Genomic DNA, 15,357 nt, shown 5'->3' on the forward strand with positions numbered 1-15,357 from the left:
TAATAAATGTTATGAAAGAACAAACCTTGAAAGTATCCATAAGCGGCATGACCTGTGACGGCTGTGCCCGAACCGTGGCCAACCAATTTGAGGATAAAAAGGGAGTGCTGGACAAAACCGTCAGCTACCCCGACGAGCAAGCCGAGATCACCTACGATCCGGAACAAATCACCAAAGAGGAACTGATCGACACTATCAATGCGACTGGACACTACAAGGTAACCGGTGAAATCGGTGACCAGGATAACGGCAGGAGCCGGTATTCTCTGGTGATCATCGGCGGCGGTTCCACCGCCTTTGCCGCAGCCATCAAGGCCAGCGAGCTGGGTGGCACCGCCCTCATCATCAACAAAGGGCTGCCCACCGGAGGTACCTGCGTGAACGTGGGCTGCGTGCCCTCCAAGACGCTGATTCGTGCTGCCGAGGCCCACCATCGGGCAAAGAATCCCGGTTTTGAAGGCATTGAAACACAAAGTCGTATTACCGATTTCAAGAAGATCATCGACCAGAAACGGGAGATGGTTCAGGATCTGCGCCAGCAAAAGTATATCGACGTGATCAAAGACGATCCCAGCATTACCCTGCTGGAAGAACGAGGCACCCTGGTTGACGAGCATACGGTCGAGGCAGGAGGCGAAACGTACCATGCCGATAACATTCTGATCGCCACCGGGGCATCCACCTTTGTCCCGGACGTGCCGGGACTGGAAGAGACCGGCTACCTGACCAACGAAACCGCCTACGAGCTCAAAGAACTCCCCGAACATCTGATTGTATTAGGCGGTGGCTATATCGCCTTGGAAAACGCTCAGCTTTTTGCACGGTTGGGTTCAAAAGTGACCATCGTACAACGCTCGGAGCACGTGCTCAGCGACCAGCCCAAAGAGCTGGCACAGGCGCTGACCGGATACCTGGAAGCGGAAGGTATCGCCGTGCTCACCAATACCGAACTTCAACAGGTACAGTCTGACGGAGATGGAAAAGTGGTATCATTGACTGTGGACGGCAAAGAAACCACCCTCAAAGCCACCCATCTTTTGGTTGCCACCGGTCGCCGGGGCAATACCAAAGACCTGGGACTGAAAAATGTAGGTCTTGCCACCAAAGGACGCGGCTACCTGCCCGTGGACAAAACCATGCGTACATCCGTTCCCAATATCTTTGCCGCCGGCGATGTGACCGGCAAGCACCAGTATGTCTATACCGCCGCTTACGAGGGTAACTTGGCGGCAGAAAATGCTTTCCGCAGTTCTTCCCGAAAAGCCGACTATTCGGTGCTGCCGTGGGTGATTTTCACCAACCCACAGGTAGCCGGCATCGGCATGGATGAGCTTCAGGCCCGCGAAGCCGGTATTGACTACGACACCGCCAAGCTTACCCTGGACAACGTGCCCCGCTCCATTGCGGCCCGCGATACCCGCGGGTTCATCAAGCTGATCCGAAACAGAGAAAACGACCGGCTGGTGGGCGCACGCATCCTGGCCCCAGAGGGCTCGGAGCTGCTGATGGAGCTGGCCTTGGCTATGCGGCATGGGGTGACTGTGCAGTCGCTCAAATCTGAATTCTATCCTTACCTGACCCTGTCGGAAGGTATTAAATTAGCGGCGCTCACTTTCGACAAAGACGTCAAGAAGCTTAGCTGCTGCGCTGTATAAATGACAATCCCCAATTAATACCAAAATATCTATGTCTCGTTTTGATTTCCTGAAAAACAAATATGCCAAAGTCGGTTTCTGGGGTATGCTTGTTGCAGCTATTTGCTGTTTTACGCCGCTGCTGATGTGGGGATTTGCTACCGTGGGGCTGGCGGCCTTTACCGCCTACCTCGACTATGTGCTCCTTCCCGCACTTTTCATCTTCATGGCACTGCTTCTCATTGGTTATAATCAGTACCAAAAAAATAAATCATCAAAGCAAAAAGATGAAGAAGGCCGAAAGTACTAACAACCAACGCAATGACTGGGCGGATGCTGTGCCCGCACTCGTGATTCTTCTGCTCCACGTGATCTGCTGTATTGGAGTGGCCCTGTTTGTGCTGCTCGGAGGAGTAGGGATGTCGGCCATGCTCGCGTCCAGGGGATTTTGGGCTATTGCCATTGGAGGGCTTGCTGTTTCCATAGCAGGGTACTTGTTTTTCAGGCATAAAAACAGCTCCTCATCTACCACCTCTCACTCTGGAAAAGGAAATAAATCAACGGAAATTCAGTCTAATAGAAAATGATGGAGTCCGCGATGAATACAACACAATCGAAAGATACCAAACGCATCCTGCTCATCCTGCTGGCCCTGTTCTTGGGCGGGGCCGTACCTATTCAGCTGGTGACGCTCTCGACCGGCTATGCTCAGCTTGTGATAGAAAAAATAAAGGGACCGGAGATGATCATGACCGCCCATCAGTTTGCCAGCGGATATATTCCATTTGTCTATATCCCGGCGATTCTGGGATTAATTGTTATAGCGTGGTACTGCAAAACGCACTACCCGGATGTTTATCGGCGGATTGTAGTCGGTTTCGGCATTGGTGCGCTGGCTACGGTTGGACTGGATTTTTTTCGGCAGATGGCGGTCATCTATGAATGGCTACCCGGTGACACTCCTGAAATGTTCGGCATGATTGCTACCGGCAGCAAGAATTTCGCCTGGTACTACTCGGTTGGCTTTGTCATCCACTTCCTGAACGGCGCCAACTTCGGATTGATTTATGCTTTTGTGTGGGGTAAGCAATCCGGCTATAAAAGCGCGATAAGCTGGGCGGTATTCTGGCTAATCCTGGTCGAAATCGGTATGATGACAGCACCACCTATGGAGCCGATGGTTGGGCCATTCGGCATCAACTATGCCTGGCCCCAACTGTTTCTCAGCACCCTGATAGCCCACATCGCATTTGGGATCATACTGGGAATAGGCGTGCAGTATTTTCTAAAAGGGGAAGATAAGCGATGGTTAGTGCCGTTTCTACTAAACAAAAACTTAGGTTGAATAACATGAAACAGTCAGTTAACAGAATGAGTAGTTTAAAACCTCTTTTTAAAGCCGTGTTACAATATGACGATTCTATTGAAACACCTTTTTTTGACGAAAGCGAACCCGGATCCTACATTGGAAAAGGAAGGGGAACCATGGAAGGCGATAAGATAACCGGCCACTTCATATGGCGGCTCAATGCCGAAAATTGTGCATTTCTATGGACAAAAAAAGGGGATACTCCGCCACCCGGGATGCATCTCTGCAACACCTACTTTACCGGGCTGATGACTACTGAAAATGGAGCAGAGATTTCATTTAATGCGCGGGGTTATGGATTCAGAGGATATGACTCTGAACATCCTTATCTATGGAAACTAACCGCTGCTCTACGCTTTGGAACAGATAATAAACAGTTTCATTATCTGAATAACTCGCTAGGAATTTGGGAAGGAACCTTTAATGAAAACAACAAAGAGGCTTTGTATCACGCTTATCTTTCCGCACTTAAATGAAATTATATATGGCCGCAGTCGCCGGTGCATATTCTTTCAGATATAAATTTGATACGGAAATATTGCTAACATTTTAAAAATGGAAATGACTATGGCTTCGAATAAATTTGACCTCATCGTCATCGGAACCGGATCAGGCGGCTCACAGCACTAAAAAGATGGTCTATGCTTATCCTTCATGCTTCCGATATTCCGTATATGATATAGTTGCATTACCTTTGCCTTTAACTCACGATCACTTCAAGTTGATTAGTAACTATGGAATATTCCATTATCTGGATTTCCCACTATATACATAAGTAGCTTTTTATGTACAAGTTTTATTGCCACTAATGGTAACGAAAAGTTCTATACGCATATCTTTTAAATCTTAATTAGGTCTAATCCACAGGTTTGAATTCTATTAAATTTTATCAAATTTCGTTACGCGCTACTTTCAAGTAGCGTCTCTCTTGATGAATAGTCAGGGTCCCTAGCTTTGAACGGCTAGGGGCATATTTTTTTGAGCAGCAAAATTTTTACAATTTCATTGGATAAAGAGATTCGATAATTGATCCCTTAATTATAACCTTTCCTATAAATAAAAACCTGTGAGACAAATGCTGTTTTCCAAGCTTTCCAAGGTATTATCATAACTATCCAGCCTTAAAAGTTGTTGTGCACTTTGTCGTAGATCTAATCAGAATAGGGTAGGCATGGAACATCAGAAACAATAGCTGGTAAAAGGTAGGCTATTGGGGGTACCACTGGTTCTTATGTGTATTACACTTGCAATAGGTTGCTCAACAAAATATAACTATATGAACTAAATATTTGGACATATCATGCTACAGAACAAAAAAATACTCAATATATTGGTTGTACTTACCCTGGCCACAGGCTTATCCCTGACAGGATGCGAGTCGGCTACAAACAGCGGTAGTCCCTCACAGGGTGATGTAACCCTTCAGTTCGCGACCCCAATTTCTTCCGCCTCGAAAGCCAAAATCTCTTCTTCCAACCAGCTCCAGCAGACCAGCGATACGCTGACCATTGAAGGAAATAACGGAAAGCTGATTATCCATGACCTCCGCTTCATCGTGGAGGATTTCGAACTCGAACGTTCAGACGGAGAATGTGAGGATACCGAGGGCGGCGCCGAAGACCAGTGCGAAGAGTTTGAATCCAAACCCTTTTTCGTTGACCTGCCCCTACAAGGAGATACACTGAATCTGGATACCGCACCAATTCAACCTGGACTTTACAAGGAACTTGAATTTGAGCTCGATGATCTGGACCTAGATGAAGAAGACGGGGAAGAACGAGAATACAAGCAGCAGTTGATCAACCAAGTACGTGGTGAATTCCCGGACTGGCCAGACGAAGTGAGCATGGTTATAATCGGGGATTTTATCTCCAGCCAAGGAGATACGACCGCCTTTAAAACCTTTGCAGAAGCGGAGCTTGAAATTGAAATAGAGTTCAGCCCGCCCTTGGAAGTTGGTGAAAATACGGTAAACAAACTGCTCAGAGTCAATATTGATCCGGCAGCCTGGTTCCTTCGCAATGACGGAACGGTCAGAGACTTGTCACAATACGATTACGAAAGTACCGGGCAAATTCTTGAATTCGAAGTCGAAATTGAAAACGGATTCAAAAGTGTCGAAGTTGATGAAGACGATGAGCAAAATGACGACGATTAACCATGGATAAGCAAAAAAGATAAAGTCGACTTCTTGGTTATAGCGCCAGGCATCAATCTTTAGGTGCCTGGTGTTTTTATTTTAGTAATTTTAGCAATTTTAACTGGAAAAAATGTTAAATAGTTCAAAATTACATATATGTAAGGCTTTTTCGGGAAACTGTTTCCCACAATTCCCCCTTGGTACTACAAAAAGTACTACATAAAATTCCCAAATTGCAGCCCATTGCTGGCACAGCGATATCTCGTACTGGCTTTGGAACATAGAGACCAAGGTACCCCCGTTTAATATTTAATTTAATTGAAAGGTGACTATGTTAGTACCTTTTAAAACCTACTCTCATACTTTTTACAACTTACTTTGGTTCTATAATCCTTTAGGTAATCAGCCCATTACGGTTGGCTGTAGCCAGCAAATCATTGGCAGCCAGGTGTACATACCTGTTAGTTACTTCAATGCGTTTGTGGCCCAACATATTTTTAACCTCAATTACGTTGAAGCCGCTACGAAGCAGAAAGGTCGCGCACGAGTGGCGCAGCCCGTGAAAATGAATGGAGTCCTTAAATCCGGCTTTCTTGCAATAAAACTTAAATTGCGTCGAAACAGTCCGGCCCGCTAGTTTGATGTGGTGCTTGTCGGTTGATTTCGGGCTGGGAAATACGTAGCCGGTTTGGGGATTTCCCATAAACTTCTGCCACGCCCGAAGCCGCCAGTAGACCGGATCAAAAATGGGAACGGACCGTTCCAGCCCGTTCTTGGTATCGGTAACCCGCAAGAACCGTTCTTCCAGATTCACATGGGACCACTGCAGCTGGGTCACTTCCTTGAGGCGCAGCCCGGTATAAAAGGTCAGGGTAATCAGGGGCTTAAACCAAAATTGCATTTGCCGGGGATGTTTAATGGTTCCGGCCTTACGCTGGGCATGTTGATATGTCCGGAATGTATTAAATAGTTTGTTGAGCTGCTGCTGGTCAATAATCTTTTCCACCAAATTATCTCGAACTTTTGGCAAACGAATATCATCGCACGGATTTTCTTCGATAATGTCATTTTCTACAACCCAATTGAAAAAGGCCCGAAGATGGCCAAGGTAATTTTTCTGTGAGGCTAAGGCCAGTTCCTCCCGAAGGCAAAACACCCGTATGTCGCCCGTGTTAACCCGACTAATCGGCATGGTTTCGCCTACCTGCTCGGCAAACTCCTGGAGAATATACCGGTAGGTCTGTTTGGTCTTCGCTGTGACATTCGTTTTTTGGGCTAAAAACTGTTCGCGCAGACTCTTAAGAAATGGACTGGTAAACGCGGTACCATTGAGTTTCTGGGTTTTCTCAAATTCTTTGAGGTTCCAGTCGTCGGCAAAGGGATTGATCTGACCGGCCTCATAGAGCCGTTCGTACTCCAACTTCTTTTGTTCGGCGACCTTTTTGTAGCGGGTGCCCAGTGCGTAGGTTTTGGTAATCGGTTTTCCATCCAGGTGCGTCTTGAAGACTAGGGAATAGTTGCCCCCTCGTTTTTTTAAGCTGGCCATATTTCGTAGGTTGGGATTGGTTAGTAGTCAACCAAAATGTACTACTATTTGTACTACCGGAAAAGGAAAAAATGTTGCTCTCGTGAAAAAGTTTCATTTTTCCGGGAGTGAAAGAAAAGCTTATTATAACCTATAAATGTGTTTAATGGGCTTTTAAGTTTGTTTTTGATGAGGTCATTAAAAAATCTGCTAACCCACATCATCCTGAACTTGTTTCAGGATCTCGTGGGGTTCATGACGTTGATATAGACCAACAAGTGATCAACGCTAGTTCTCCGACAGATGTCGGAGATCCGGGATGACACAGAGGGGATTTATCTGTTTTTTGCCATTAAGTTTAATCCCTAAACGCGTTATAAATTTGATTTTCTTTTATGGAAAGTAATCATGAAGAGGAAGTAATTCAGATCGATGAAACCAGGCATCTGGACGTCCCAACTCGAAAAGAACGAGTACTCCATTCGTTATTCTCAATATTTCTCGGGTTCCTTTTAGTGCAGATTATCGGTTTCTGGCTATTCCCGGGCGTTGGGCTCGGAGGGCTCTATATGTTTTCTTCTGCCCATTCCCTGGTTAGCTTTATTGGTGATATAACAAATATAGTTATCGTTGCTTTTCTTGCGATTTGCGGTGTCTTCGGCTGGTTTCAGGGCCAATATTTTACTGATCGTTTGAAGGGCTGTATTACATGGTGGAAGTTTTGGTGAATACTAGCTAAAACCCAGTTTGTTCTTTCGTCAAGAAAGGATTTTGTATTGCTTTTCTTTTTATTTTTGATCTGATGAAGCAAAATATCATTCCAGATTCTTGAAGTTCGTGTCGATCGTATTAAATTAGAAAAAAAGCCCTAACCTTGGATCTAAATAAAACAATCGGTTTGGGTTAATAAATTTTTGGGTAAGGGACAGTCCTATGACTCGAACCAAAGAACTCAAAAGTGGCCGCAAAGCATTCAGGCAGCAGGCTTGGGCCGATGCGTACGCCGCTCTTTCATCAGCAGATAACAAAACAGCGCTTGCCCCCGAGGACCTTCAAAATCTTGCTAAAGCAGCATTTCTTATCGGTAAAGAACCTGAAAGTATAGACATCTGGACACGGGCTCATCATGAATACCTTGAGCGTGATGCCATTCCGCATGCAGTATACTGCGCGTTTTGGATCGGAATGATTCTGTTCAATCTGGGTGAAGGTGCCCAGGGAAGTGGCTGGATGGCCCGTGCCCGCAGACTAATTGACAGCTACCAAAACGTATGTGCTGAGGAGGGATTTCTGCTGGTGCCGGAGGCTCTACAGCATATGCGCAGTGGCGACCATGAAACTGCTCATCAACTGTTTAGCAGAGCTGTAGAGCTTGGAGAGGATTTCCAGAACAAAGATCTGATGACATTGGGGCAGCTCGGCCGGGGACAGGCCCTGATAAACCAGAATAAGATTGAAGAAGGCACTACCCTGCTTGACGAAGCGATGGTAGCAATCCTTGCAGATGAAATATCCCCGATTGTAGCTGGCATCGTATATTGTGCGGTTATTGAAACTTGTCAAAAAATCTATGACTTGCGCCGAGCACAAGAATGGACGTCAGCACTCACCCGCTGGTGCGATTCCCACCCCGAGCTGGTCCCCTACCGTGGGCAATGCCTGGTCCGCCGCGCAGAGATTATGCAACTCCACGGAGAATGGTCTGCCGCTATAACAGAAGTAAAACGAGCTTGTGAGCTGCTTTCCGCCCCCCCTGGAGAGCCCGCTGCAGGAGAAGCATTTTACCGGCTCGCAGAACTCTACCGGCTACAGGGCAATTCCAATAAAGCCCTGGAGATGTACCGACAAGCCAGCAAATTTGGACGTAAGCCTCAACCCGGCCTGGCGCTACTAAGATTGGAACAAGGAAAGCCCGATGTGGCCAAAGCGGCGATCCAGCAATTAGAAAAAGAAAAACAGGATCCCATAGGTCGCTCCCGCCTGTTGCCGGCATTTGTAGACATCATGCTTGAGACTAGTGAAATTTCTGCGGCACGTGTAGCTGCAGACGAACTTTCAAAAATAGCATCTCAGTTCAAGGCTCCCTACCTGCAGGCCAAAGCCGATCATGCCGGGGGAAGTATTCTTTTAGCTAATGGAGAAGCCCGTTCATCAATCGAAAAACTGCGCCGGGCCTGGGAGCTATTTCAAAGTATTGAGGCGACATACGAATCTGCACGCACCCGCTTGCTCATTGCCCGGGCATGCCGCGAACTCGGTGATACTGACACCATGCAGATGGAACTTGAAGCTGCACGGTGGATTTTCCATCGACTTGGTGCCATACCCGACATTGAGAAGGTGGACTCCTATCTCGACAAGGACTCGCTGGATCCTGCGCACGGACTGACCTCGCGTGAGCAACAGGTATTGAAGCTGCTTGCCACAGGAAAAACGAACAAAGAGATCGGTGCTGAGCTTTTCATCAGCGAGCGAACAGTGGATCGGCATGTCAGCAATATCCTGGGAAAACTTAATGTCCCATCGCGTGCCGCTGCTACGGCGTATGCCTATGAACATAATCTCATCTAAGCCTTTTGGGTAATACTACCCATTTCCCCATCACTACAAAATTGGGTAGTCCCTCCGATTCGAGAGCCCGTCTTGTCATTTATATTCTTTTAGAGAATTCCCTGAGTGATCTCTCGTGAGCCAACCCCAATGAAGCGGAGGATGTCATGGACAAACAAATTCATCCCAATAAAAAGGAACTACAAACCGAAACAAGCACGAATCGTGAGCATCTGCTGGCAGATCTACCAGTCACGGAAAAATGCTATGAGCTTGCAGGCCTGTCAACAGCCGTATTGGCGGGCGGAGATGGTCCACCCGTCATATTGCTGCACGGCCCCGGTGAAACATCTGTCTGGTGGATGAGAGTCATCCCCAAACTGGTAAAAACACACAAAGTGATTGTTCCCGATTTGCCGGGCCACGGTTCCTCTAGGATAGCCGGGGGTACCTTGAATGCAGATATTGTATTCGAATGGCTCAGTAAACTGATAGAGCATACCTGTCCCACTCCTCCCGTACTGGTAGGAAATATTCTCGGCGGATCTATTGCGGCCCGTTTTAGTGTGAATCACGGAGAACAAGTGGGACAGTTGATACTTGTAAATTCTCTTGGACTCGGAAAATTTAGACCGGCCCCAAGTTTCGCTTTCAGGTTATTCCGTTTTATGATCTGGCCGACCGAGAAAAATTTCGACCGTTTCTTTCCACATTGTATGTACGATGTAGATGATCTGAGGAGCAATATGGGGAAATACTGGGAACCTTTTATTGCATACAATCTCGAATGCGCAAATGACAAAGAAAGTAGTAATGCCATGCAATTCCTGATGAAAACGCTTGGTATTCCCAAGATACCTGAGGATGATCTCGAAAAGATCGACGTGTCAACGGCATTAATCTGGGGTCGCCATGACAAGGCAAACAAGCTGTCAATCGCGGAAGCGACAAGCGAACGCCATGGATGGCCCCTATATGTCATTGAAAATGCCCGGGACGATCCCAAACTCGAACAGCCCGAAGCATTTGTGAAAGCCCTATATACCGCCCTCGAAAATAGTAAAGACTCAATCGAGGAAACACGTTGAGCGGATAGGTAATGCCTATCAGCCATCCTGAACCTATGAACTAAGATTGATTCAGGATCTGGCAAAGACGACAAACGTTGAATTAAATATGATCCCATTATCAAACTTAACTCTATTAGCTCGGCTGATGGTACCCGGCCTTGGTAAAGTTGACCGCCCGGAAGGGATCGGAGGGAAGCGTGAAGAAAAAATCTGTGATTTTTTTAGTGGACCGTAGAGACCTTCAGGTCACCTTTACCTGCGCCGGCGATTTTTTTCTTTGTTTTTTCATCGCTGAAAAAACAACAAACAAGAACGAGGAGAAGGTTAACTTTAAAAGTTTTTTAGCGGAAAACAGTGATTGTGAACTATGGCTTCACAACTCAACCGCTAAGCAGTAGATGAATTAAGTTACAAAGAAAAAACACCTATTAGGAGGTACTGACATGACTAATCAGCATTATGACGAATCCTTTGGCAGAAAAGCACCAGAAAACTATGAACAATTTTTTGTTCCGGCTATTGGACGCCCCCTGGCGGAAGATATCATTCGGGAGGCAGCACTTACGCCCGGTGAGAAGGTCCTTGATGTTGCATGTGGGACAGGCATCGTAGCCAGGCTGGCAGCAGAAAAAGTCACACCAAACGGCACGGTCTCCGGGCTGGATGTCAATCCCGGTATGCTGGCAGTCGCGCGATCCATCGCCCCGGATGACGCAGTAATTGACTGGTACCAGGCAAGTGCAGAAGCGATGCCCCTGTCTGACGAGATCTTCGATGTAGTAATATGCCAATTGAGCCTTCAGTTTATCGAAAATAAAGTGGTTGCCCTGCAGGAAATGCAGCGTGTACTTACCCCAGGTGGACGTATTTTGTTAAATGTTCCCGGCCCGATATCAGAACTGTTTACCATTATGGCAACTGAAATGGAACAAAATATAAGTACAAAAGCTGCTGGTTTCGTCAAGCAGGTATTTTCCCTACATGACACTGGTGAAATTGATCAACTTATGAGCAACGCTGGATTTGAGGAGATTAAAATTCAGCCGGAAATCAAGAGCTTGAAACTGCCAAGTCCTGAAGAATTTCTCTGGCAGTATGTGCACAGCACCCCGATGGCGGCGGTTGTATCTGAAGCTGACGAGAAGTCGCAAAGTGCTCTTGAATATGCGGTGACCAAAGAATGGAGTAAATTTGCGCAAAATGGTTCCATGACCTATAAACAGAGAATTGTAACAGTGAGCGCCAAAAAAGTGGAAACATAATATCGGTAGTTGTATACGCTAGACAGTAGCTATTTGACAATCAGGAACCAACCTTCCCATTTGCTGGCGGATTTTTATCACTAGAAAAATAAATATCACAACGGGAATAAGACTACTAAATGATAACCAAGACTCTTTGCCAGACTACCCAAACCTCTTTGCTAGGCTACACAAGTCTCTTTGGCAGACCACCCAAGCCCCTTTGGTAGGCTACCCAAGCCTCTTTGGTGGGCTACTCAGAGTCTTTTGGTAGGCTACTACGTGATTATTAACCCTAATCATACACATAAAACCCTTCCCCGGTCTTATTCCCCAATTTGCCCGCATTCACCATCTTGACTAACAGTGGGCAAGGACGATATTTCGGATCCTTGAACCCATCATACAGTACTTCCATAATATCCAGACACACATCCAGGCCAATAAAATCTGCCAGTCGCAAGGGGCCCATCGGGTGATTCATCCCCAATTTCATGACGGTATCCACATCCTCTGGCTCGGCTACGCCTTCGTGCACGCAAAAGATCGCCTCGTTGATCATCGGCATCAGCACGCGATTGGAGACAAATCCCGGTGAATCTTCCGCTTCCACCGGTGTCTTGTCGATCAGTTTGGAGATCTGTTCTACACTCTCAAATGTCTCACTACTCGTTTCCAGCCCTTTCACCAATTCCACAAGCGTCATAATCGGCACCGGGTTAAAGAAATGCATCCCGATAAATCGATCTGGGCGGCCGGTAACGGCGGCTAACTTGGTAATGGATATCGATGACGTGTTGGAAGCTAAAATAGTATCTTCGGAAACCGCTTCATCAACTTTTTGAAACACCTCCTTTTTCAGGTCAAGAACCTCTGGAACGGCCTCTACCACAAGATCCGCTTCTTCGACTCCCTTTACGAGGTTGGTGTAGGTTTTAATATTGTCGAGCGTCTCAATTTTCTGAACGGAATCGATCTTTGCCTTCTCAACCATTCGCTCCAGGTTCTTTTCGATGGTAGCCAAAGCTTTATCCGCCAGCTCCTGCGAGGTTTCCACCAAGTGAACCGGGATCTCATTCATGGCAAAGACATGAGCAATACCGTTCCCCATTGTTCCACCTCCAATGACTGCTACTTTCTTGATATCCATTTTAGTTACTAGTTATTGGTTATTGGTTGCTTGTTATCAGGCTGTTATTTTCTGAGCTCAGTGTCAAGTATTATTCGCAGAAACCAAGCGTTATCATATCTCAGTAATAACAATTTGTTAATTGATAATTGTCTTTCTCCATTGAACCCACAATTTAGTTTTGTACATTTCTACAAATTTTTGATTCACCCCATCATCAATGAACAAATTTCTGAAAATTCTGCTGCTTGTAGTAATCGTTCTAACCGGATTAACCGGGCTCGGAATCTACTGGACTTTCTATCGAACCCTGCCGGATTATGAAGCGACGCATACCATACAGGGATTGAATAATGAGGTTCAGATTCACTGGGATTACTACGGTGTTCCCCACATTTATGCCGATAATAAACACGACCTGTATTACAGCCTGGGGTATGTGCACGCCCAGGATCGGCTCTGGCAGATGACCCTCACGCAGATGGCTTCCGAAGGTCGTCTGGCGGAATTTCTGGGGGAGGATCTTATTGAAGCCGATATTTTCCAGCGCACACTCGGATTCTGGAAAACGGCTCAGCAAATTGAAAAACAGTTGCCCGACTCCACACGGCAAGTCCTGCAATCCTATGCGGAAGGGGTCAACAACTATGTCGAAAGCCATCCCAATGAACTGCCGCTGGAATTTTCTCTGGTGGATATGGAACCGATTGAGTGGACCGTCACGCACTCGCTCGCCCTGGCCCGGCTGATGGCCTGGGAGCTCAACATTGCGTGGAAAAATGAGCTATCACTGGCTTATCTTTCACAACACCTGTCCCCCCAACAGTTTGTGGAGCTGTTACCCCAAAACGGTCTGCTATCCGACAGCCTGGCACAAACGCAGTTAAAAACAACTTCCCCCGAAAAAATGTTGGGACTGCTGGAGGGAGACAAAAAACTTCGCCAAATCTTAAAAGCGGAAGGCTTCAGTATTGGCAGCAACGCCTGGGCCGTCAGTGCTGAAAAATCCGATACTGACTACCCTCTGCTGGCCGGAGATCCTCACCTGGGGCTTAGCATGCCTGGCAAATGGTATGAAGCGCATCTGAATCTCAATGGAAGAAACCTCTCGGGAGCTACACTGGCCGGCGCCCCGATCATGGTGCTTGGCCAAAACGATGTGCTGGCGTGGACCTTCACAAACATTGTGCTGGACGATTCCGACTTTTTTATGGAAGCGATCAACCCGACCGACTCGACCCAATACATGGCAGACTCCCTGAATGGCCAACCGGTCTACCGGGACTTCGAAATTCAGCGGGAGCTGATCAAAGTTAAAAACAGCGATGACACCACATTCACCAGGCGATTGACCAAGCATGGACCGGTGGTCTCCGGTATCCACCACAACAAAGAGATTACCGAAGACCGGGTGATCACCATGAAGTGGAACGCCCATGAACCCAGCAGCGAGGTCGATGCTCTTTTGGGGATGAACTGGGCACAGTCGTTCGAGGAGTTTCAGCAACACCTTCCCCAGTTTAGAGTACCTGGCCAAAACCTGATATATGCCGATACCAGTGGAAATATTGCGATGTTCAGCCTGGGGGCCGTGCCCATTCGAAGTGGCAGTCCAATCCTGCTGCGCGAGGGTTGGAAACCTGAAAACGACTGGCAGGGATACGTGCCTTTTGAAGAGTTGCCCAAAAGTATCAATCCCGATACCGGCTGGGTTGCGAATGCGAATAACTCGATCCAACCAGAAAACAACTCATATTATCTCTCTATCTACTGGGAACCGGATGCCCGCTATGAGCGCATTCAGCAATACCTGACACAAAATGATCAGCTTTCGGTGCCCGTGTTCCAGGCTATGCAGCTCGACACCTATTCCATCTATGCCCAGCAGATGGCCGGCATGATATTACCGGTGCTCAAAAACTCTGATCATGATTTCGAGACGGTCATATCCTACCTCGAAAACTGGGATTTTCAGTATGAACCCAGCGAGACGGCCGCTTCCATCATGGATGTTTTTACACTTCGACTTAATGAAAACCTGTATAAAGATGAAATGGGGGAAACTGCCTTTTCCAACTTCATTCGTTACTCCGGTCTCCCCGCACGGATGTTAATGCGATCCCTGCAGCAGAACAGCTCTTTTTTCGATGATAAAAATACCGAAAGAGTGGAAACGCGGTCTGATCTTATTGTCAGCACAATGCAGGAAACCGTTGCATTCCTGGAATCCGAGCTGGGCCAGGAACCGTATGAATGGCGCTGGGAAAATATTCATACCCTAACCCTGAAGCCCCAGCTTTTTGGAGAGGCTGCTGAAAAACCCGATGCCAACACAGCGCTCAAACTCATCGTAAATAATCTGATGAACAAAGGCCCATATGCCGCCAGGGGACACAAAATGAGTGTAAACAACGGCTCGTACAGCTGGAGCAAACCCTATAAAATGAACCTTGGCCCCTCCATCAGGCGGATTGTAGACCTTTCCGACCTGGGGCGCACGCTCTCAATTACCCCAACCGGTCAGTCTGGCTTAATGCTCTCACAATACTATAGTGATCAGACTGAAAGCTGGCTCAACGGCCAATATAAATACGTTTACCAGGACAGTTCTCTTTTTGAGGAAACACTGCGCCGAACGATGATACTTCGACCATCCAAAAGTGAAGCAGAGTAACGTTGTAAGATTACAAATCTTTGAC

General features: G+C 47.0%; 14 protein-coding genes. 12 read left to right on the plus strand and 2 right to left on the minus strand.

Annotated elements, in window-relative coordinates; translation table 11 throughout:
• Window positions 1-11: 11 nt before the first annotated feature.
• From merA to NC796_RS05135, 6 genes are all read left to right on the plus strand, one after another.
• Window positions 12-1,655, plus strand: coding sequence for a mercury(II) reductase (gene merA, locus NC796_RS05110; protein ID WP_310682710.1), 1,644 nt, complete (start codon window positions 12-14; stop codon window positions 1,653-1,655).
• A gap of 31 nt (window positions 1,656-1,686) precedes the next feature.
• A complete protein-coding gene (gene merF, locus NC796_RS05115) occupies window positions 1,687-1,944 on the plus strand; it encodes a mercury resistance system transport protein MerF (RefSeq protein ID WP_310682712.1) in 258 nt (85 codons plus the stop codon).
• Window positions 1,922-2,221: a hypothetical protein gene (locus NC796_RS05120; protein WP_310682713.1), complete on the plus strand. Its 300-nt coding sequence runs from the start codon at window positions 1,922-1,924 to the stop codon at window positions 2,219-2,221. The genes merF and NC796_RS05120 overlap by 23 nt, the downstream gene beginning before the upstream one ends.
• Window positions 2,222-2,232: 11 nt before the next feature.
• The gene (locus NC796_RS05125; protein WP_310682715.1) at window positions 2,233-2,979 is read left to right on the plus strand and encodes a hypothetical protein; all 747 of its coding nucleotides are present in this window, start codon (window positions 2,233-2,235) and stop codon (window positions 2,977-2,979) included.
• A gap of 26 nt (window positions 2,980-3,005) precedes the next feature.
• Window positions 3,006-3,479, plus strand: coding sequence for a hypothetical protein (locus NC796_RS05130; protein ID WP_310682717.1), 474 nt, complete (start codon window positions 3,006-3,008; stop codon window positions 3,477-3,479).
• A gap of 824 nt (window positions 3,480-4,303) precedes the next feature.
• A complete protein-coding gene (locus NC796_RS05135) occupies window positions 4,304-5,161 on the plus strand; it encodes a hypothetical protein (RefSeq protein ID WP_310682719.1) in 858 nt (285 codons plus the stop codon).
• A 376-nt stretch (window positions 5,162-5,537) separates the two neighbouring features.
• Here the strand turns inward: NC796_RS05135 and NC796_RS05140 are convergent, their stop codons facing one another.
• Window positions 5,538-6,689, minus strand: a complete 1,152-nt coding sequence (locus tag NC796_RS05140) for a tyrosine-type recombinase/integrase (RefSeq protein WP_310682721.1) — start codon at window positions 6,687-6,689, stop codon at window positions 5,538-5,540.
• Window positions 6,690-7,063: 374 nt separating this feature from the next.
• Between NC796_RS05140 and NC796_RS05145 the strand changes: the two genes are divergently transcribed.
• The 5 genes from NC796_RS05145 to NC796_RS05165 all read left to right on the plus strand — a co-directional run bounded on the left by NC796_RS05145 (window position 7,064) and on the right by NC796_RS05165 (window position 11,550).
• Complete coding sequence (locus NC796_RS05145) at window positions 7,064-7,396, plus strand: hypothetical protein (protein WP_310682724.1); 333 nt, start codon at window positions 7,064-7,066, stop codon at window positions 7,394-7,396.
• Window positions 7,397-7,601: 205 nt separating this feature from the next.
• Window positions 7,602-9,239, plus strand: coding sequence for a LuxR C-terminal-related transcriptional regulator (locus NC796_RS05150; RefSeq protein WP_310682726.1), 1,638 nt, complete (start codon window positions 7,602-7,604; stop codon window positions 9,237-9,239).
• Between the two features lie 146 nt (window positions 9,240-9,385).
• On the plus strand, window positions 9,386-10,306 hold the full coding sequence (locus NC796_RS05155) for an alpha/beta hydrolase (RefSeq protein WP_310682728.1): 921 nt from the start codon (window positions 9,386-9,388) through the stop codon (window positions 10,304-10,306).
• A 179-nt stretch (window positions 10,307-10,485) separates the two neighbouring features.
• A complete protein-coding gene (locus tag NC796_RS05160; RefSeq protein WP_310682729.1) occupies window positions 10,486-10,686 on the plus strand; it encodes a hypothetical protein in 201 nt (66 codons plus the stop codon).
• A gap of 45 nt (window positions 10,687-10,731) precedes the next feature.
• Window positions 10,732-11,550: a methyltransferase domain-containing protein gene (locus tag NC796_RS05165; protein WP_310682731.1), complete on the plus strand. Its 819-nt coding sequence runs from the start codon at window positions 10,732-10,734 to the stop codon at window positions 11,548-11,550.
• Between the two features lie 274 nt (window positions 11,551-11,824).
• Here the strand turns inward: NC796_RS05165 and NC796_RS05170 are convergent, their stop codons facing one another.
• Window positions 11,825-12,679 carry a 3-hydroxybutyryl-CoA dehydrogenase gene (locus NC796_RS05170; protein ID WP_310682733.1) on the minus strand — a complete coding sequence of 285 codons (855 nt, stop codon included), beginning with the start codon at window positions 12,677-12,679 and terminating at the stop codon, window positions 11,825-11,827.
• Window positions 12,680-12,878: 199 nt separating this feature from the next.
• On the opposite strand from NC796_RS05170, the gene NC796_RS05175 reads away from it, so the two are divergent.
• On the plus strand, window positions 12,879-15,332 hold the full coding sequence (locus NC796_RS05175) for a penicillin acylase family protein (RefSeq protein WP_310682735.1): 2,454 nt from the start codon (window positions 12,879-12,881) through the stop codon (window positions 15,330-15,332).
• The last annotated feature ends 25 nt before the right edge of the window (window positions 15,333-15,357 follow it).

Source organism: Aliifodinibius sp. S!AR15-10 (assembly GCF_031569985.1).
Classification (GTDB): domain Bacteria; phylum Bacteroidota; class Rhodothermia; order Balneolales; family Balneolaceae; genus JAMQKA01.